At 70.5% G+C, this 19,321-nt stretch carries 16 protein-coding genes; 9 read left to right on the top strand and 7 right to left on the bottom strand.

The annotated features are described in order from the left end of the window. Nucleotides 1–56: 56 nt before the first annotated feature. Together IPN47_16695 and IPN47_16690 are read right to left on the bottom strand one after the other, a co-directional pair. Nucleotides 57–443: an ACT domain-containing protein gene (locus IPN47_16695; protein ID MBK9409651.1), complete on the bottom strand. Its 387-nt coding sequence runs from the start codon at nt 441–443 to the stop codon at nt 57–59. Then, nucleotides 440–982, bottom strand: coding sequence for a DinB family protein (locus tag IPN47_16690; protein ID MBK9409650.1), 543 nt, complete (start codon nt 980–982; stop codon nt 440–442). The genes IPN47_16695 and IPN47_16690 overlap by 4 nt, the downstream gene beginning before the upstream one ends. Nucleotides 983–1,174: 192 nt before the next feature. On the opposite strand from IPN47_16690, the gene IPN47_16685 reads away from it, so the two are divergent. Further along, nucleotides 1,175–2,881 carry an STAS domain-containing protein gene (locus IPN47_16685; GenBank protein ID MBK9409649.1) on the top strand — a complete coding sequence of 569 codons (1,707 nt, stop codon included), beginning with the start codon at nt 1,175–1,177 and terminating at the stop codon, nt 2,879–2,881. Between the two features lie 16 nt (nt 2,882–2,897). On the opposite strand, the gene IPN47_16680 is transcribed toward IPN47_16685, so the two are convergent. Then, nucleotides 2,898–3,179 carry a hypothetical protein gene (locus IPN47_16680; GenBank protein ID MBK9409648.1) on the bottom strand — a complete coding sequence of 94 codons (282 nt, stop codon included), beginning with the start codon at nt 3,177–3,179 and terminating at the stop codon, nt 2,898–2,900. Between the two features lie 142 nt (nt 3,180–3,321). Between IPN47_16680 and IPN47_16675 the strand changes: the two genes are divergently transcribed. Both IPN47_16675 and IPN47_16670 read left to right on the top strand, forming a co-directional pair. After that, nucleotides 3,322–4,317 (top strand): NAD(P)H-quinone oxidoreductase, encoded by a 996-nt coding sequence (locus tag IPN47_16675; protein ID MBK9409647.1) that lies wholly within the window; start codon nt 3,322–3,324, stop codon nt 4,315–4,317. Nucleotides 4,318–4,452: 135 nt separating this feature from the next. Next, the gene (locus IPN47_16670; GenBank protein MBK9409646.1) at nt 4,453–4,914 is read left to right on the top strand and encodes a GNAT family N-acetyltransferase; all 462 of its coding nucleotides are present in this window, start codon (nt 4,453–4,455) and stop codon (nt 4,912–4,914) included. A gap of 77 nt (nt 4,915–4,991) precedes the next feature. Here the strand turns inward: IPN47_16670 and IPN47_16665 are convergent, their stop codons facing one another. Next, a complete protein-coding gene (locus IPN47_16665) occupies nt 4,992–5,918 on the bottom strand; it encodes a PD40 domain-containing protein (GenBank protein MBK9409645.1) in 927 nt (308 codons plus the stop codon). A 229-nt stretch (nt 5,919–6,147) separates the two neighbouring features. Here IPN47_16665 and IPN47_16660 point away from each other — a divergent pair, with 229 nt between their 5' ends. Next, complete coding sequence (locus IPN47_16660) at nt 6,148–7,809, top strand: long-chain fatty acid--CoA ligase (GenBank protein MBK9409644.1); 1,662 nt, start codon at nt 6,148–6,150, stop codon at nt 7,807–7,809. A 111-nt stretch (nt 7,810–7,920) separates the two neighbouring features. Beyond that, the gene (locus IPN47_16655; protein MBK9409643.1) at nt 7,921–9,312 is read left to right on the top strand and encodes a DNA polymerase IV; all 1,392 of its coding nucleotides are present in this window, start codon (nt 7,921–7,923) and stop codon (nt 9,310–9,312) included. On the opposite strand, the gene IPN47_16650 is transcribed toward IPN47_16655, so the two are convergent. Then, entirely contained in the window at nt 9,242–9,820 is a 579-nt protein-coding gene (locus tag IPN47_16650) for a hypothetical protein (GenBank protein ID MBK9409642.1), read from the bottom strand. The genes IPN47_16655 and IPN47_16650 overlap by 71 nt on opposite strands. Before the next feature lie 207 nt (nt 9,821–10,027). On the opposite strand from IPN47_16650, the gene IPN47_16645 reads away from it, so the two are divergent. Together IPN47_16645 and IPN47_16640 are read left to right on the top strand one after the other, a co-directional pair. Further along, complete coding sequence (locus IPN47_16645; GenBank protein MBK9409641.1) at nt 10,028–10,819, top strand: TIGR00266 family protein; 792 nt, start codon at nt 10,028–10,030, stop codon at nt 10,817–10,819. Beyond that, entirely contained in the window at nt 10,819–11,739 is a 921-nt protein-coding gene (locus IPN47_16640; GenBank protein ID MBK9409640.1) for an MBL fold metallo-hydrolase, read from the top strand. Before IPN47_16645 ends, IPN47_16640 begins: the two co-directional genes overlap by 1 nt. An 85-nt stretch (nt 11,740–11,824) precedes the next feature. Here IPN47_16640 and IPN47_16635 read toward each other — a convergent pair whose 3' ends face one another. Both IPN47_16635 and IPN47_16630 read right to left on the bottom strand, forming a co-directional pair. Further along, nucleotides 11,825–13,579, bottom strand: a complete 1,755-nt coding sequence (locus tag IPN47_16635; GenBank protein MBK9409639.1) for a protein kinase — start codon at nt 13,577–13,579, stop codon at nt 11,825–11,827. Nucleotides 13,580–13,591: 12 nt separating this feature from the next. Continuing rightward, nucleotides 13,592–17,632 (bottom strand): PAS domain-containing protein, encoded by a 4,041-nt coding sequence (locus IPN47_16630; protein ID MBK9409638.1) that lies wholly within the window; start codon nt 17,630–17,632, stop codon nt 13,592–13,594. Here IPN47_16630 and IPN47_16625 point away from each other — a divergent pair. After that, entirely contained in the window at nt 17,631–18,377 is a 747-nt protein-coding gene (locus IPN47_16625) for a creatininase family protein (protein ID MBK9409637.1), read from the top strand. The two genes, IPN47_16630 and IPN47_16625, sit on opposite strands and share 2 nt — an antisense overlap. 96 nt (nt 18,378–18,473) lie before the next feature. Next, nucleotides 18,474–19,166 (top strand): hypothetical protein, encoded by a 693-nt coding sequence (locus tag IPN47_16620; GenBank protein ID MBK9409636.1) that lies wholly within the window; start codon nt 18,474–18,476, stop codon nt 19,164–19,166. Nucleotides 19,167–19,321 lie beyond the last annotated feature (155 nt).

Raw genomic sequence — 19,321 nt, 5'->3', positions numbered from 1 at the left:
CCGTCGGCTTCGGCTGTCGACCGCGGCCGTCGGGCACGGCGGCGCGCCCGCGGGTCTCAGCGTGTACCGATCTCGATCCCGCTCGCGTCCCAGGCCTGCTCGGCCGAGGTCGCGTGGGCGATGCGCACGAGGATGACGTCGGTGTCGTACGTCGACACGGCGAGGAGCGGTACCGCGGCCGCCGCGAGCGGCGCGGTGATCGCCGCCATCACCCCGACCAGCGAGAACGGGAGCGGGCCGCGGACGACATACGCCGCGAAGCCACGCTCGGCCGGCACCGTCGCCGGGACGTACTGCGCCTCGCAGATGACCGACGTCTCCGCGAGCGTCCGGCTCACGGAGACAAACTCGCGCGACCAGGTGGCCCAGTGCGGCCACCCCGACCCGGGCGCGAGGCGGGCGACGGCGTACTCCGCCGCCAGCCGGTCGAGCGTGACGATCACCCGGTCACCGTCAGGCGCAACCGTTCGATCTGCGCCAGGTGTCGGCGTTCGTGCCCCGCGATCATCAGCACCCACTCGTACAGGTTGAGCGTCCCGAGGCGCGGGTGCGGGAAGGTGACGGTTGCGAGCGCGCAGCCATCGCCCTCCGCCGCCCAGGCGCGCAATCCCTCGCGCGACTCGGCGAGCTTGGCCAGGGCCGTCGCGAGGTCCGGGAACGACGTCGCCGGCTGGACGAAGTCCGGCGCCGCGAGCTTCTGCGTCCCCATCACGAGGTCGGTGGCGTCGAGTGCGCCACGGACGGACGACGTCTCGGTCTCTGGCCCGAGCCCGACCTTCTTCGCGTCCTTGAGCGCGCGAAACATCGCGCGGACCGACGAATGCTCCACCAGGTACAAGTGCGTCAGCTGCTGGGCCAGGCTCCACCCGCCATCGGCCGCCGGCGCGTTCCACTGCGCGGTGGGAAAGGTCGACACGGCGGCCAGCAGGTCGCTTCGCGTGGTGTCGGCGTAGTCGAGGAGTTCGGAAAGGCGCGGATGCATGGCGGTTCGCGTGAGAGGCACGAGACACGCGCCCGTCGCTGGCCGAAGCACGGCGCGGGCAATCAAGAAAACTTAGCGTCGAGGGCAATCTCGCTCCATCGGGGTGACATTCCGAGACGGCCGATACATCATGCGAGGTGGACCAACGCGGTCCGCGTCGCTCCTCCGCGCCTCAGCACCCTCGCCCCGCCCGTGTTCGTTCCAAAACTCGTCACCACGCTCAAGGAGTACGATCGTCGGCAGTTCGTGGCCGACCTGACGGCCGGCACGATCGTCGGGATCGTCGCACTTCCGCTGGCGATCGCCTTTGCCATCGCCAGCGGCGTGACCCCGGAACGCGGCCTCTACACCGCCATCGTCGCCGGCTTCCTCATCTCGGCGCTTGGCGGCTCGCGCGTCCAGATCGGTGGCCCGACCGGGGCCTTCGTGGTCATCGTGTACGGCATCGTCCAGAAGTACGGGATCGACGGCCTGACGGTGGCGACGATCATGGCGGGCGTGATGCTCGTCGCGATGGGGCTCGCGCGACTCGGGGCCATCATCAAGTTCATTCCGCAGCCCCTCATCACCGGCTTCACCAGCGGCATCGCCGTCATCATCTTCACGGGCCAGGTGAAGGACTTCCTGGGGCTGAAGATGGGCACCGTCCCCGCCGACTTCGTGGAGAAGCTCGCGGCGTACGCGGAGCACCTGCAGACCGTCAACCCGGCCTCGATCGGCGTGGCGGTCGCCGCCTTGGCCATCGTGCTCTGGTGGCCACGGGTCAATCGCACGATCCCGTCGCCGTTCGTGGCACTCCTCGTGACCACGGGTGCCGTCTACTTCTTGCACCTGCCGGTGGACACCGTGGGGAGCCGGTTCGGGGAGCTCTCGGCATCGCTCCCGCGTCCGGTTGTCCCCCACGTCTCGTTCGCCCTCATCCAGAGCCTCGTCTCGCCGGCTTTCACCATTGCCTTGCTCGGCGCCATCGAGTCACTCCTCTCGGCGGTGGTCGCCGACGGGATGATCGGCTCGCGCCATCGCTCCAACGTGGAGTTGATCGCACAAGGGGTGGCCAACATCGCCTCCCCCATCTTCGGTGGGATCCCCGCGACCGGGGCCATCGCCCGCACCGCGACCAACGTCAAGAATGGCGGACGCACGCCGGTGGCGGGGATCGTGCACGCGCTCGTCCTGCTCCTCATCACGCTCTTCTTCGGCAAGCTCGCCGCGCTCATCCCGATGGCGACGCTCGCCGCCATCCTCGTGGTCGTCGCCTACCACATGAGCGAGTGGCGGACCTTCCTCGATGAGTTGCGCGGTCCTCGCGCCGACGTCGCCGTCCTCCTCGTGTCGTTCTTCCTCACGGTGGTCGTCGACCTCACGGTCGCGATCGAGGTCGGGATGGTCCTCGCGTCGTTCCTCTTCATGCACCGCATGTCGGAGGTCACCAACGTGAGCGCGGTGACGCGCGAACTGCGGCGTGAGGCCGGGGGAGAGGGTGAGCGCGACGACCGAGCGGTCGGCGCCTACGACATCCCGGCGGGGGTCGACGTGTACGAGATCAACGGCGCGTTCTTCTTTGGCGCGGCTGAGACCTTCAAGGACACGCTGAACCAGGTGGCCAACAAGCCGAAGGTCCAGATCATCCGGATGCGCAACGTGTCGCTGCTCGATGCCACGGGGCTGCGGGCGTTACGCGACGTGGTGCACCGGAGCAAGGTCGATCGAAGCCTCGTGTTGATCGCCGAGATTCACACGCAACCGCTTGCGACCCTCGAGCGGTCTGCGCTGATGGAGGAACTCGGCCCCGAGTCGATCTACACGACGCTCGAAGACGCGCTGGACCGGGCGCGCAGCCACCTGGCGGCCCGAACGCCGACGCCGCCCAGCGGCACGCCGATCACCGGCAGCCGTTAGGCGGCGCGCGCACGGGTCAGATTCCCGGCGGGAGGGCGCGGCGCACGTCGCGCTGGCCGTTGAGGACCCCCATGCCGACGCTGATCCCGAAGCCGAGGGCGGTCCCGCCACCAATGAAGGGGAGCAGCGCGACGATGGGACTGGCCAGCATCGCCGCACCGAGCCCGGCGATGACCGGGGCAAAGGAGGATTGCGCGAGGTCGACGTAGCGGAGGCGCTCGCGCACGAAGGCACGGGCCTGGGTGTACCCGATCATGGCGACCGCGACGCTCGCGGCGAGTGCTAGCAATCCGAACATGGCGAAGTTCCTCGTGAGGCGGTGAAGCTGGTGTGATGCATCGTACGCGGCGCAGGGCGCATAGTTTCGCCACGCGGGAACGGACCGTGCTAGCTTGGGCTCGCGCGGCCCCGTCCTCCCACCATCGTACCGCGGAGCGTTCATGCTCGCAGCCGTCATTTCGCGCTTCGGCCCCCCAGACGTCCTCGAGATTCGCGACGTCCCCACCCCGGCTCCGGGGCCCGACGAGGTGCTCGTGCGCGTGCACGCCTCGTCGCTCAATCGGGCAGATCTCGCGCAGCGCCTGGGCCGCTACCCCGCCCCGCCGGGGTGGCCCGCTGACATTCCAGGACTCGAATTCGCCGGTCAGGTGGCCGCGACGGGGAGCGATGCCCGACGCTGGCACGCCGGCGATCGTGTGTTCGGGCTGGTGGGAGGCGGCGCGCATGCGGAGTACGTGGTGGTGCACGAGGCGACCATCGCCCGGATTCCCGACACGCTCACCTGGCACGAGGCGGCCGCGATCCCCGAGGCCTTCCTCACCGCATACGATGCAATGATCACGCAGGGGGCGATGCGGGCGGGCGATCGCGTGCTCGTGCATGCCGTGGCGAGCGGCGTGGGACTCGCCGCCGTGCAGGTGGCGCGCGCCTGGGGGGGGCGCGCCTTCGGCACCTCGCGACGCGCCGACAAGCTCACCGTCGCCCGATCGTTAGGCATGGAGGACGGGATCGCCCTTCCCGACGGGCCCGCCCCCCTCGTCGCCGCCGTGAAGGCGTGGAGCGAGAATCACGGCGCCGACGTCGTGGTCGACCTCGTCGGGGGGAGCTACGTGGGGGCCAGCGTCGACGCCGCGGCGTATCGGGCGCGCCTCCTCCTCATCGGCGCGGTCGGCGGGAGCGATGCGCGATTCGACGTGCGGCAGGCGCTGTTCAAGCGCCTCACGATCCAGGGGACGGTGATGCGTTCCCGATCACTCGCCGAACGGATCGCCGTCGCCGAGGTCTTCGCGTCGGAGATCGTCCCGCGCGTGGCGAACGGGTCGCTCATTCCGACGATCGATGAGGTCTACCCGATCGCCCGCATCGCCGAGGCGCATGCTCGCCTCGAATCGAACGACACGGCCGGCAAGCTGGTCATCGAACTCCCGCCCCGGTAAGTCGCGGTTCGCGCGCGGGGCCTTGCGCGCAAGGTGATGGGTATTTATGCATTGATCATGCATAAGATGGCGCCCCGCCGCCGTACCGCGCCCCCAATCCGTTCGCCGCGCCCGCACCTGAGCGCGACGCACGTAGTGCGTGGCGCGCTCGATGCCGATGCCACGGAGATTCACGAGCTCGTGGCCCATCACGCCGAGGCCGGACTGGTTCTCCCCCGGAGCGCCGACGAAATCGCCGCCGCCATCGACGACTACGTCGTGGTCACCGACCGCAACGGTCGCGTGCTCGCCTGCGCCGCGCTGCTCGAGTACTCACCGTCGCTGGCGGAAGTCAGTTCGGTCGTCGTCTCGCCCGAGGCACAGGGACAGGGGCTGGGCAGCATGGTGGTGCGCGGGGTCGAGGCGAGCGCGAGGCGGCGCGACATCGACGAGCTCTTTGCCGTGACGCTCGCCGACGGCTTCTTCTCGTCGCTCGGCTACGAACGTTGCGCGATCGCCCGCTACCCGGAGAAGCTCGCGCGATACGAAGCCCTGGCCCGTCGCGGCGTGCAGGTGGTCCCCAAGTCGTGCTTCCGGAAGCTGGCGTCCTGGAGCTGACCTCCGGCGGTGACTTGAGGTGAGCGACGGGCCGCGCACGGCGAGTGCGCGGCCCGTTCGGCTACCGGTGCTCGCGACTACCGCGTCGCCGGAATGGCGACGATCGCGACTCGGTCTCCCGCGGGCGAGACCGCGAGACGCGTGATGCCCGTGACCCCGCCCGACCCGAGATCGGCCACCTCGACCCACTCGGCCGCGCGGGACGGGTCGGCGACGAAGAGCTTGCTGCCGCTCCCGGCAATCAGGCGCCCGTCAGGGAGCCAGGCATAGTCCTCGGTTCCGTTGGGGAGCTTGGCCACGGGACGCATCGCCCTCGTGTCGACATCGAGATCCATGATGTACCAGTTCTCCTCGTACGCCTTGCTCACGACGGAGACGTGCGATCCGCCCGGGATGCGGTGCAGCGAACGCCCGATGTTGACCATGAGGGTGTCGGCGCGCCCGGTGCGCACATCCGCGAGGACAAGGACGGGCGGGGCTCCGAGCACGAAGAGCGCGAGGCGAAACGGATCGGCCCAGGCGTGGTAGCCGACCGGTTTGAGCGACGGGAGGATCACCGCTTCTGTCCCCGTGCCGAGCGGCACACGCCAGAGGCGCTGCGTGGAGTCGCGCTCGACCCTGATCACGGACAGTGCGCCACCGTCCGGGACTTCCGTCGCCGAGTACTCGCTCTCCGGCGCGGTGCGGGTGACGCGCGACATCGTGCCATCGGCGAGTGCGTACGCGTAGATATCGGCCTGCGCGTCCTCGCGGGTCGACGTGAAGTAGAGGGTGCGGCCGTCGCGCGAGAAGGCGGGTTGGTTGTCGTAGCCCTCGCGGGCCGTCACGTTGCGGAGCGCGGTGACCTGCACGGCGCCGGGGCGCAGCACTAACGACGCGAGGAAGACGTCGGTATTGCCCTGCGCGCGCGCGGGCGTGGGCGCCATCGAGACGGCGACAACGGCGGCAGCGGCGGCAACGAGCGGAACACGGCCAGCGGCGAGCGCGGATGGCAAACGCGACATGACGAAAAGGGTGCGGGGAAGCCGGAGGTTAGCGCCCCCGCCGCGGCGCGGCCAGCACGCCGTGTTGGTCCGTCTTCGGCAGGCCCGAGGGCTTGCGTCGGTGCCGGCGTCTCGTTCGTTCCTCAACGGCCGGGTTGTGCCGTTCGCGCATGCGTAGCAGTTTCTTCGCGCCCACCGGTCAGGATTTCCTCCCGACAGTCAACATCGTCGCCCGCCTGGAGTCTTTCCCATGCAAGGCCTGATGCAGGAAGTACCGCTCTCGATCCCGATGATCATTCGGCGAGCGCGCGATCTGTACCCCGAGAAGCAGGTGATTTCGCGCCGTCCCGACCGGACCATCTCGCGCGCGACGTACGGGGAAGTCATCGCGCGTGCCGGGCGACTCGCCCACGCACTCAAGGAGCTCGGGCTCGAGCCCGGCGCTCGCGTGGCCACCCTGGCGTGGAACAACCAGCGACATCTCGAGGCCTACTTCGCCATCCCCTCGGCGGGGTTCGTCCTTCATACGCTCAACCTGCGCCTGCATCCGACCGACCTGTCGTACATCATCGGTCATGCGGAGGATCAGGTCGTCCTCGTGGACCACGTGCTCTGGCCGCTGTGGGAGAAGGTGGCGCCGCACGTCTCCGTGAAGCACGTCATCGTGATGTCCGACGGCGGCGAGACTCCCGCCGGGGCGCTCGACTACGAAGCGCTCCTGGCCAACACGTCGGACGAGCCCTTCCCCTTCGACGATCTGGACGAGCGCTCGGCCGCGGCCATGTGCTACACGTCGGGGACCACGGGGAAGCCGAAGGGGGTGTTGTACTCGCACCGCTCGCTGGTCCTGCACACGCTGATGTCGATCTCGTCGGACGGCGCGGGGATCGTGGAACGCGACGTGATGCTCCCGGTGGTGCCGATGTTCCATGTGAACGCCTGGGGCTTCCCGTACACCTGCGCCCTGATGGGGGCATCGCAGGTGCACCCGGGACCGCACCTCGATCCCCTGTCGCTCCTCGACCTCATGGCGGGCGAACGGGTGACGATGTCGGCCGGCGTCCCCACGATCTGGTTAGGCATCCTGCAGGCCCTCGATCAGGCGCCGGGCAAGTGGGATCTCTCCGCCATGCGCATGACACTGGTGGGCGGCGCCGCCCCGCCGGAGTCGATGATCCGCGGCTTCAAGCAGCGCCACGGCATTCACGTGCAGCAGGGGTGGGGGATGACGGAGATGTCGCCGATCGGGACGATCTCCAAGCTCATGAGCAAGCACGAGGGGATCGCCGAGCACGAGCAGTTCCACCAGCTGGCCAAGGCGGGCTATCCGGTCCCCGGGGTGGAGATCCGCGCCCGAAGCGAGGATGGGCTCATCCCCTGGGATGGCAAGGCGATGGGCGAACTCGAGGTGCGCGGGCCGTGGATCGCGAGTGCCTACTATCGCCCCGAGGACCCGGTCACGCAGTTCACCGACGATGGCTGGTTCTGCACCGGCGACATCGTCACGATTGCGCCTGACGGCTGCGTGACGATCACCGACCGGTCGAAGGACGTGATCAAGTCCGGGGGCGAGTGGGTGAGCTCGGTGGCGCTCGAGGGGGCGCTGATGGGGCACGCCGAGGTATTCGAGGCCGCGGTCATCGGCCTGCCGCACCCCAAGTGGTCGGAGCGTCCGTTTGCCGTCGTCGTGCGCAAGCCGGGGATGCAGGTGGAGCAGCAGGCGCTCAAGGCCTGGCTCGCCGAGCGTTTCGCGTCGTGGTGGGTCCCGGACGAGATCGTCTTCGTGGAGACGCTCCCCAAGACCGGGACGGGCAAGGTGCAGAAGGTGCTCCTGCGCGACCAGTACCGGATGCACTACGTGAAGGCCGACGCCCTCGAGCGTGCCGAGCACTCGGCGGGGACGAGCGCCTAACGCTGGCGAGGCGGCCGTGGTGGGGTCCCTCCCCCCGGCCGCGTTTCACGCGCCGCTTCCCCCAGCCGGGAGGCGGCGCGTCGTCGTATCTTCCCGGCGCGCCCTCGAGCCATGCCGCCACTCCCACGCCCCGACTCGTCCCCGTCCCTCCCGTTGCCGCGCCGCATCCTGCTGGTCGATGCGGACGCGTTCTTCGTGGCGGTGGCGCGTATGGTCGACCCCGAGGGGGCCGGTCGGGCCGCGCTCCTGATCGTCGGCGGCGCGCCGGGGTCGCGCGGCGTCGTGTGCTCGGCCTCCTACGAGGCGCGCCAGTTCGGCGTGCGGTCGGCGATGCCGATTGCCCGCGCGCTGCGGCTCTGTCCGCAGGCGATGTGCGTCCCGGTTCCTCGCGGGGCCTGCGGGCGCAAGAGCCGCGAGATCTCGGCCGTGCTGCACCGCTTCGCCCCCATCGTGCAGGGGGCGAGCATCGACGAGTGGTACCTGGACCTGTCGGGAACCGAGACCTTGTACCACCGCGCCCCGTTGGCCGACGTCGCGCACGAGATTCGCGACGCCGTACGCCGCGAGACCGGGCTTGCCGTTTCGTTAGGCGGGGGCACCAACAAGCTCATCGCCAAGCTGGCCGTCGAGTTCGGGAAGCCCAAGCCGGGGAGTGCCGGCACCGGCGTCTTTGTCGTGGCGCCCGGCGACGAGGGAGCGTTCGTGCGCCAGGTGCCGCTGGGCGACATCCCCGGGGTGGGGCCACGGCTGCGCGATCGGTTGTCCGCCATGCGGCTCCATACCGTTCCCGACGTGCTGGCAGCCGGACGTCCGGCGCTGGAGCGCATGCTCGGGGAGCGCGCCGGCCGATGGCTCCTGGACCGCGTGCAGGGGATCGGGAGCGATGAGGTGGTGGCGCGCGAACAGCCCAAGAGTGTCAGCCACGAGGACACGTTTCACGACGACGTGAACGACGACGCGCAGCTCGACGTCGAACTGGTGCGCCTGGTGACACGTGTGGCGTCGGACCTGCGCGGCAAGGCGCTCACGGCGCGCACCATCACGGTGAAGCTCAAGGACGCCGATTTTCGCCTGCGAAGTGCGAGTCGCACCCTCGATGCGCCGGTCGTGGCCGACCGCGTGATCCTCGGCGTGGCGCACGAACTGCTGCGCAAGCTGCGCACGGCGCGCCGTACGCCGGCCCGCCTGCTGGGCGTCGGGCTGTCGGGGCTGAGCGACGGAGCGGATGAGGTCGCGCAGCTTTCGCTCTTTGGCGAGGCGCCAGCCCCCGAGGCACTGGAGACCGCACGCGATCGCGCGCTCGCCACGGCGGTCGATGCCCTGCGGGCGAAGTTCGGTGCCGGGGCGATCGTTCCGGGGCAGCTGACGGGGCAGCCGACCGGGCACCAGTCCGGTCAGCGCAGCGCACCGCCCTCGCGCGAGCCGCCCGCGCCTAACGCTTCTCCGGCTGGGGGAGCCCGGCCGCCAGCGCCAACGCCAGGCGCTCGACGGTCCGGTCGTTGAGGCTGAGGATCACCGCCGCCATGTTATTCGAGGTCACCAGCGTGGGCGGCGTGCGCCAGATCACGCGCGTCCCCTTGGGCGAGGCGGTCGCACTGTCCAGCGCGGCGGTGTCGCGTTCGCGGTCAGCCGCCGTGGGATAGAGAAAGACCTGCAGTTCGTGCTCGGGGTTCCCGATGTGATACACCGTCCCGGGGACGGTGAAGAACGGATGCCTCACCGGCTCCGCCTGACGATCGAGGACCACCCCCGCGTGCACGAGCCGATCCTCGATGGCACACGGGGTCCACGCCCCCTCCATCAGACATGGCGAGGTGGCGCCCGGCGTCGCCGCCCCTCCGGCGGGTGCCGCCGCCGACGGTGAGGTCTCGGCCGCCGCGTTCCCCGCCGACGTGCTCGTCTTCTCCTTGGTCTCCGCCGAGCACGCGGCCATGAGCGTCGCGAAGGTCAACAGGTACACGGTGCGCATGGCGCGCCGGCCACGACGGGGGGACACGAGGCGTGTAGTCATCGTGGCAAGGTAGCGCCGGCCGACGGCGTCCGCACTTCGCGCGCGACGTCGATGTGCGTCGGTGCCCGGGCTCCCCTACCGTTCCGACCCGTCCTCCGTTCATTTCCCCGGAGTTCGGTGCCAGGTCGGTGCGGCGCGGTGGCGCGCCGACTTGCACCTCATCCGCGCGCCGCCCGGCGCGCCTCGATCCCAGTGCGAGGCCAGGCCATGAGAGCAGACGAGATCGACTATCGGTTGATTGGGGATGACCTGCAGGGCGTGGTGATCACGCTCGATCCCGGCGAGGCTGTCGTGGCCGAGGCGGGGGCGATGATGTACATGCAGGACGGGATCCGCATGGCGACCTCGCTCGACCAGACCGGGCGTGGCGGCGGGCTCTTCGACAAACTCATGTCTGCCGGCAAGCGAGTGCTGTCGGGTGACTCGTTCTTCGTGACCTGGTTCATGAACGAGGCGACGATCCGCCGTGACGTGGCGTTCGCCGCCCCGTATCCGGGAAAGATCCAGGCGATCGACCTGGCGAGCTGGGGCGGGACGATCATCGCGCAGAAGGACTCGTTCCTGTGCGGGGCGCGCGGGGTCGATGTCACGGTCGCGTTCACGCGTCGCATCGGCGCCGGCTTCTTCGGCGGCGAGGGATTCATCCTGCAGAAGCTGATGGGGGACGGGCTCGTCTTCCTGCACGCGTCGGGGACACTGATGGAGCTCACCCTGGCGGCGGGCGAGCGGTTGCGCGTCGATACGGGGTGCCTTGTGGCCATGCAGCCGACGGTGTCGTACGACATCCAGATGGTCCCGGGGATCAAGACCGCGCTCTTCGGGGGCGAGGGGTTGTTCTTCATGCAGCTGACGGGACCGGGCAAGGTGGTGCTGCAGACGCTCCCCTTCTCTCGCCTGGCCGACCGCATCATCGCCGCTGCCCCACGCGCCGGCGGTGGACGCCGCGAGGAAGGGTCGGTGCTCGGCGTGCTGGGCGGGATGCTCGACGGAGACCGCTGATGCGTCGCCCATCCCTCCTCGCGCTCCTGGCGGCCACCGCGACGATCGTGGTGGCACGTCCGGCGATGGCGCAACAGAACTTCGATTCGGTGCAGGTCACCGTTCAGCAGCTCGCCCCGCGCGTGTACGCGCTGTTCGGGAGCGGCGGCAACATGGGGCTGCTGATCGGCGACGACGGCGCGGTGCTCATCGACGACCAGTACGCGCCGCTGAGCGACAAGATCAAGGCGGCGATTGCGCGCCTCACCGACAAGCCGGTGCGCTTCGTGATCAACACGCACCTGCACGGTGACCACACGGGCGGCAACGAAGCGTTCGGCAAGACGGGAGCGGTGATCGTGGCGCACGACAACGTGCGCAAGCGCATGAGCACCGCGCAGTTCTCGCAGCGCTTCAACCGCACGACGCCGCCGTCGCCCTACGCGGCGCTCCCGGTCGTCACCTTCGCCGAGGACATCTCGCTGCACCTCAACGGCGATTCGTTGCGCGTGGTGCACCTGGCGCCGGCGCACACGGACGGCGACGCGTACATCCACTTCGTGAAGGCGAACGTGATCCACATGGGCGATGCCTTTCCCAACGGGAGCTACCCGTTCATCGACTCGGGGAGCGGCGGTACCATCGACGGGATCATCGCCGCCGCCGATCGCGTGCTCGCCATCGCCAACGACCAGACGAAGATCATCCCCGGCCACGGTCCGGTGGCCAGCAAGGCCGACCTGCAGGAGTTCCGGCGCGTGATCGGGACGATTCGCGACCGGATCCGCACCCTCGTGTCGCAAGGGAAGTCGCTCACCGAGGTGGCGGCGGCCAAACCGACGGCCGAGTTCGACGCCAAGTGGGGCAAGGGCTTCATGACCCCCGACGTCTTTCTCGACATCGTGTACAACGACCTCAAGGGACGCGCCGGCGCGCGTTAGGCTGCGTGCAGGGCCAGGAAACGACGACGCCCCGCTCGCGAGCGGGGCGTCGTGCGTTGCGTCGACCGCGACGATCGGTCGCGCGCTAGCCGAGCACGCGTCCCCACCAGGTGTCGCCACGGCGCGCCTCGCGCTCCATCTCCTCCACGACTTCGCGCCACGCCTCCTTCATCGCCCCGGCGTCGCTGAAGCGCTGCGTCGGGTCGGGAGAGAGTCCCCGCTTGATGAAGGGCTGGAGTGGCGGCGGCAGCACGCTCTCGTCGTAGCGGGCCCCCAACTGCTGGGCGAGCAGCGCCTGCGTGTCGCGAGCGTCGAACGGCGGCATGCCGGCGAGCACGTAGTAGATGATCGCGGCCACGCCGAAACAGTCGACGGCGGGACCCTGGGCCTCTCCCAGCAACTGCTCGGGGGCGGCGAAGGCCGGGGTCCCGGTGGCACCCGCCTGCTCGTCTTCGCCCTTGGCGATCCCGAAGTCGGTGATGCGCCAGCGACGGTAGCGATCGATCAGGACGTTCTCGGGCTTGAGGTCGCGGTGCACGATTCCGTTGGTGTGCGCCGCGTTGAGCGCGTCGAGGATCGCCTCCACCTGCGGTGCGACCTCCTCGAAGGGGCGCGGGCCGGCGCGAGCCACGAGTTCGGCCACCGAGCCCCCCTCGGCCAGCTCCATCGTGTACCAGGTGACCTCGCCGCGCGCATCCCAATCGTAGATGGGGATGATGGCCGGGTGCGCGAGCATCGCCGCCAGCCGCGCCTCACGACGGAAGCGCGCCACCGCCCGCTCGTCCTCGGCCACCGCCGGGTGCAACATCTTCAAGGCGACCTCGCGCTCGAGCGAGAGGTCGCGGGCGCGCCACACGCTGCCGAAGGTCCCCTTCCCGAGGAAGCCGAGGATCTCGTAGTCGTCGCCCACCGCCCAACGAAGGCGCCCCTCTTCGCTGAGCGCCGAGGGGATGGCCGGCGCGCTGACGAACATCGAGCGCGTCCCGCTCACGCGTTCCAGGGCGCGCAGCATCGACGACACCGACCGATGCCGCAACGTGGGATCGGGGACGAGCGCCTGGTCGAGGATGTGGGCCAGCGCCTGCGGGCACTCCGGACGCATGAGGCGAATGGGGGGCGCTTCGCTCGACGGGGGCATCTCCCCGGTCAAGGCGAGAAAGCAGGTCGCCGCCAGCTGCCATTGATCCGAGGCGAGCGACGGCTGCCACCCCGCGCCCTCCCACTCTGGGGGCATCGGTGTCCAGCGACGATCGGGGAGCAGGCCGTCCGGCACCTCCTGTCGCAGCATCGCCCATTGCCATCCCAGGACCCAGAAGCGCCCCGACGGCGACGCCCACACGACCTCCGGCGACATCCCGCCGTGCGTCTGCCCCGAGTCGTGCAGGTAGGCGAGCGTCGATCCGACGGCGCGGATCATTCGCATGACCGCGGGGATCTCCTCGGGGCCGGTGCGGCGCACGCGCCCGCCGATGGTTTCCGACGAGATCCAGCGGCGCAGGTAGCCCGGGCCACGCTTGCTCTGCGAATGCGGCGCCCAGTAGTGATACGTCGTCGGAATCGCGGGGTGATTGCGGTGCGCCAGGTAGCGCGCCTCGCGTGCGAGCCAGCCCACGTGCGCCGGGTCCGGCGCACTCACCAGCGAGAGCGAGCGCCCGAGGGCGTCGCGAATCTCCTGGTAGTGGCGGTACTCCATGAAGACCCCTTCGCTCCCCCACGCCCATTCCGGCGGGAGCTCCCAGCTGCGCAGGTGCGTCGGCAGCTCATACGACACACGGTTGGGCGCGTCGGGGGAGTCCGCCGGACGCGCGGCACGGACGCCGTCGTAGGGGGTCGATGACATGCCCGAAAGCTGTTACGGCGACGTCGCCGGTACCAGCGTCACCCGCACCTTTGTTCCATCTGACGGCGCGGTCGGGTCGGTCGGCTGGGCGTCCGTGCCGCGCGGAGTCGCCGGACCGATCTGGATGGAGCCGCCCCAGGCGTCGACGAGGCGCTTGGAAATCGCCAACCCCAGCCCGCTTCCACTCGTCCGCGTGGAGAAGTGCGGTTCGAAGACGCGCGGGAGCACGTCGGCGGCGATGCCATCGCCGTCATCCTCCACCTCGATGGTCACGTGCTCCGGGGTGCGGATGATGCGCGCCACCACGCGCCGCGCGTTCGCGTGGCGCGCGTTCTCCAGCAGGTTGAGCAGGACCTCGCGCAGCTCCTCGGCGTGCGAGAGAGCCCATGCCGCCTCGTCGCCGTGCTCCACGACCCACTCCACCCCCGAGTCCCCCATGCGCTCGAGCGCGGCGACGTCGCGCAGTACGGCGGCGACATCGGTCGGCGTCCCGGGATCCCGCTCGCCGGGGACGGTGCCAAACTTGGAAAAGGATCGCGCGATCTCGTCCAGGCGATCGATCTCCGCGAGGATGCGCGTGACGTTCCGCTCGAGGATGGCGTCGAAGTCCTCACGCCGGTCGGCCCGGGCGCGCCGCAGGTGCTGCACCCCCAGGCGAATGGGCGTGAGCGGGTTCTTGATCTCGTGCGCCACCTGGCGCGCCATCTCCCCCCAGGCAAAGACGCGCTGCGCCCGTGCGAGGTCGGTGACGTCATCGAGCGTGAGGACGACCCCACCCCCGCCGCGCGAGAGCCGCGTCAGGCGCACGCGCAGGTCGCGCCCGCGATGCTCCAGCGCGAAGGCGGCGTCGGCACCGCGGGCGCCCTCACCTCCAGCGAACGCCGTCAGCTGCACATGCAGGGCCGGGACGCCCAGCGCCTGCAGCGTCTCCCCCGGTGGGATCGCGCGCCCGAGGATGCGCTCGGCCTGCGCGTTGGCGAGCGTGATCGTCCCGTCGGGGTCGCAGGCGATGACGCCGCTGGCCACGTTGCGCAGGACCGCCTCGGTGCGACGCTGTGCCTCCTCGAGCGCGGTGCGCGAGGCGCCGAGGTCGGTGACCATCTGGCGGAACGCGGAATACACGGGGCGGAACTCGTACGGCGGGAGCGAGCCGAGCGAGGGGAGCGTCGCACGCCCGCCGGCGACGTCGATCGCCGCATCGCGCAGCGCCCCGATGGGGGCAGCGAAGCCGCGCGCCACCAGCCCGCTCAGCCAGAGCGCCGCCAGGGCGCCCAGCGCGGTGGCGAAGGCGACCAGGACGCCGAGATCGCTGCGCTGCCGCTCCAGCGTCTGCTCGCTGCGCCTGGCGGGCGCCGCGAGGATGATGCGCTCGCTGCGCGTGTCCATCAGCACGCGATAGCCGACGAGGGTGGTCACGCCGCCCACGGTGATGCGGCGATTGGCGGCGACCTCCTCGCCTAACGCGACCCCCTGCGCGGCGACCGGGTCGAGGTACCGCCCCAGCGGCACCAGGGCGTCGTACAGCTCGTCGCTGGAGCGCGTGAGCCGTCCGCCATTGTACAGGAAGAGCGGCGTGTCGAGGCGATCGCCCTCCTGGGAGAGACGACCGAGGTCGCTGGTGGCGGCCACCGCACGCAGCGTCTCGCGCACCAGCAGCTCGCGCGAGAGTTGATCTTCGTCTTGCAGCCGGCGGTAGGTCCAGATGGCGAAGGCGCCCGCCGGGAGGATGAAGGCGGCGAAGACCACCGCCGTCAGGCGTGTGCGGTACGAGGAGCGCCAGCGCCGCACCCGCACGCGGACCCAGCGCCACAGCGCGCCGTCGGCGGCCGCGGCCAGCGTCCAGAGCAGCACGACGATCCCCAGGTCGAGCAGGACGAGCAACGCCCCGCGCTGCACGAGCGCGTCGATCGAGCGCAGCTCGACCTCGACGTGCGCGCGCACGAAGCCGCGCGTCCCGCCGATGCGCCAGTCGCCGTGCAACTCGTCGCCCAGGCGCACCCACCGCCGCGATTCGTCGAGCGACGCGTCGCGCCCTAACGAGGCGACCGCCAGGCGGTACGGCGGCTCGACGATCGTCGGCACCTCGAGCCCCAGCAGGGCGGCGAACGGGTCGTCGGCGATGAGGCGCGTGCGCGGCGAGACGACCACGGTCACCACCCGCCCGGAGTCCACGGGTGCCGCCAGGACGAGCTGCACCCCCTGCACCGACGCCATCTCGCGCACCACCGCTCGCCCCGACGTCGCCACCTCGGCGACCACCTCACGCTCGCCTTCGGGACGGCGCTCGAAGTCGGCGACCACCAACTCGGCGTCTGGAGAGGTGGCACCGGCCCCCCACGTCGCCAGCTCCATCGGGTTGCCCGACGCCGCCAGGTCGGAGGCGATGTACAGCCGCAGCAGGTCGACCCGCGTGCGCGGTGGCGCGCTCCCGTGCAGGGTGTCGGCAAATCGCTCGAGAAGGCGCTGCGTCTCCGCATCGGGGACGGTGAGCCCCTGCACGTCCCGCTCGGCCAGCGCGACGCGCTCGCGCGACACCGCTCCCCAGACCAGCGTCGCCGCGCCACACGCGGCGACGAACGACGCGTGCAATACGGAGCCGCGGGTGCGCCGCGCCAGCGCCAATGCCGCCAACGCCGCGATCCAGAGGGTCGGATACCAGCCGGGCCAACGCCCGGGGGCGCTCCAGAGCAGCGGCGCCATGACGGCGGCGACGGCGGCGATGCTGGGTGCCACCATCGCCGACAGGCCACGTGTGGCGCCCAGGGTCAACCGCCCCGCTTGCACCATCGCCAGCAGCAACGCCGTGGCAGCCAGGAAGAGCGCCACCTCCCACGCCAGCCAGAGCGATGCGGGGATCCCGCGCGACGGCGGCGTGATGCCGCGCGCCAGGTCGCGCATGAGGAACGGCCCCAGCGACGCGATCAGCAGGACCACCAGCGGCGCCACCCACCGTACCCACCGTCCCCCCCGCAACCGACGCACGGCGAAGACCGCCAGCACCGCCAGCGCGCCCGTCAGGGCGAGGGCGCCGACGCTGGCAGTGAAGGCACCGCCGCTGGCCGCAAAGAAGTACGACGGATCGAACGGGGGGAGCTGGTTCGACAGCGACGAGAGCGGAAGGCGCCAGACCAGGACGAGCGCCACCCCTAACGTTGCGAAGCGACGCCACGCCGGAGCCGGTCGTCGCCAGGCGACGGCCAGCACGGCCAACAGTGCGACCATCAGGGCAAGGACTCCGCGCAAGCGCGCCCGTTCCTCGACGCGCAGTCGTGCCGGCCCCGCCCCCATCGTGCGCGCCTGCACCCACAGCTCGGGGGCCACCGACGGCGCCGCCTGGCGGAAGCCGGGGCGCGCGCCGCGAACGAGCTCGAGCCCCCCGATCTCCTCGCGCGCCGCGACCGTCGCGCTCAGACTGTGCGACAGCCGATCGGCCGGCGGCGACGCCGCCAGCACGCGCATCATCACCGCGCGTCGCCCCTCGCGCGTCGCCGTGGCAAAGGCCACCACGTAGAACTCCGACCAGGCGACCCCCGCCGGGGCCACCAGCGAATCCACATCGAGACGCACCGTCCCCATCCACGTGGTCGGGCGCTCCCCCTCGAAGACGACGGCCGAGACCTCGCCGAGTACCGCCGACGGGAGCGCATCCTCGAGGGCACGGAAGCGCGCGTCGACGCCGGCCGGCACGTCGAGCGCGCGGGCGGCCGCCCCCTGCAGCGTCGCCAGGTCCTCGGCGATCGTCGCCACGAAGGCCTGTTCGGCGCGCGCCCCACGATCGCGCTCGTACGACGCCCAGTCGCGATCGAGTCGCGCGAAGACCCCCATGGCGATCCACCCTTCGGCGGCCAGCCATGCCAGCGCGACGACCGACGCGAGCTTGGGCAGTCGGCGGGTCCCGAAGAGGGCGAGCGTCAGGGCGACGGCGATGGCTGCCGTTGTCCCGATGAGGTATGGTTCGCCCCAGGTGCGTAGCCACCAGGCGCCGAGGACGATCGCCCCAGCGGCCGACGCCAGCCACCCCAGGGTGGTGCGCTCACCCGACGACAACGCCATGCCCCCTGCTTCGACCGGTCAACACGCGCCGCTGCGCCTCAAGGAACTCCGCCCGGGCGAGGTCGCCGAGGCGATCGCCCGCGACCCGCGACTCCTGATCCCCGTGGGCACGTGCGAGCAGCATGGGCCGCACCTCCCGATGGGGGTGGACACGATCATCGTGGAGCGCCTCGCCGACGACCTGTCGGCCGAACTGCGCGTGCTGCGTGCCCCGACCGTGGAGTACGGGGTCAACACGGATCACGAGCGTACGATCCCGGGGAACGCGACGCTCCGCCGAAAGACGCTCCTGCGCGCCCTCAACGACCTCACCGACGCCTGGGAGGCGGGGGGCATTCGCGAGTTCGTCTTCCTGACGGCCCACGGGCACGAGGGGCATCAGGAAGCGCTCTCGACAGTCATCACCAAGGGGGCGCGCGTGAGGGTGGTCGACATCCTGGCGATCGATCTCTCCGACCTGACGGTGAGTGGGTTGGGGCCGCTGCATGGCGACGAGGTGGACACTTCGCTCCTGCTCCATCTCGCGCCGGCCCTCGTGGTGATGGAGAAGGCGCAGGACTATATGATCACCCCCGAGGCGCTCAGGCGATACCGGCGCCCCTCGCTGCGTGTTCCCGCCGCGAGCGCCGGCTCGATCGGTCGCCCGTCGTTGGCGAGCGCCGAAAAGGGGAAGGCGATTTACGCTCGGATCTACTCGCGAATCCGCGACCGCATCTTTCTGGCGCCGGCGCCGGCCGACGACTGAGCGACGGGGCGGGCCGCGGGGCCGTGGGCGCGGCGAACCGCGTGACCGGACGACCAGGTGAACGGGTCTTGCCTGTCAGGGTACTACCTTTCTGCCATGACCACTCGACTTCTCGGGCTTTCTGCCCTTCTCATCGTCTCGGCGACGGCGTTGCCGGCGCAGAGCGCGCAGATCATCGATCAGGGGAGCTTCACCATCACCGTGGCCAACCAGCGCACGGGGCGTGAGGACTTTCGCATCGAAGGGACGCCGGGTGCCAGCGGCGCCCTGGAGTACGTGGCGCGCGCGACCGTCGTCTTCGGCGATCGCCGCCTCACGCCCGCGCTGCACTCCGACTCGATGGGGGCCCCCTCCGACTACCAGATCGAGAGTCGCGGGACGACGACCGGCTCCGAGCGGTGGAGCGGGAAGATCACGCGCGGGCGTGTCAGTGCGCGCATCAACAACGCGCGCGGCGAATCGGCCAAGGAGTACATCGTGACCGACGGCGCCCTCATCCTCGATGATGACGTCTTTCACCAGTACTACTTCCTGGCCCGCCGGTCCAACGACGCGCGCATGGCCATCGTCGTTCCGCGTCGCAACGCGCAGCTGGTGTTGACCGTTTCGAGCGCGGGCGCCGATCGCGTCACGGTCGGGACCAAGGACCTCGAGGCGCGACACATCGTGCTGACCGAACCGAGCGGCGCGACGCGCGACGTGTGGGTCGACGCCAAGGGGCGCGTCCTCAAGGTCGCGATCCCGGCGCGCAACCTCGTCGCGCAGCGCGACGATCCGCCGGCACCATAACGCGACGGCCGCGGTTCGTCCCTGTGGATCCCCGACCGACTCAACGCTCCGCGTCGCCGCGGAGCGTTTCCGGTTTGTTGGGATCAACTGAAACCCGTCATTTTCCTGCGCCGTACAGCCTGCAGACTCCACCCTCCCTTCGCACCCGTCATTCC

It is taken from the genome of Gemmatimonadota bacterium (genome assembly GCA_016719105.1).
In the GTDB taxonomy this organism is placed as follows: Bacteria; Gemmatimonadota; Gemmatimonadetes; order Gemmatimonadales; family Gemmatimonadaceae; genus SCN-70-22.
Note: the sequence above shows the minus strand (reverse complement) of the source record. Positions and strands in the feature narration are given on the sequence as shown.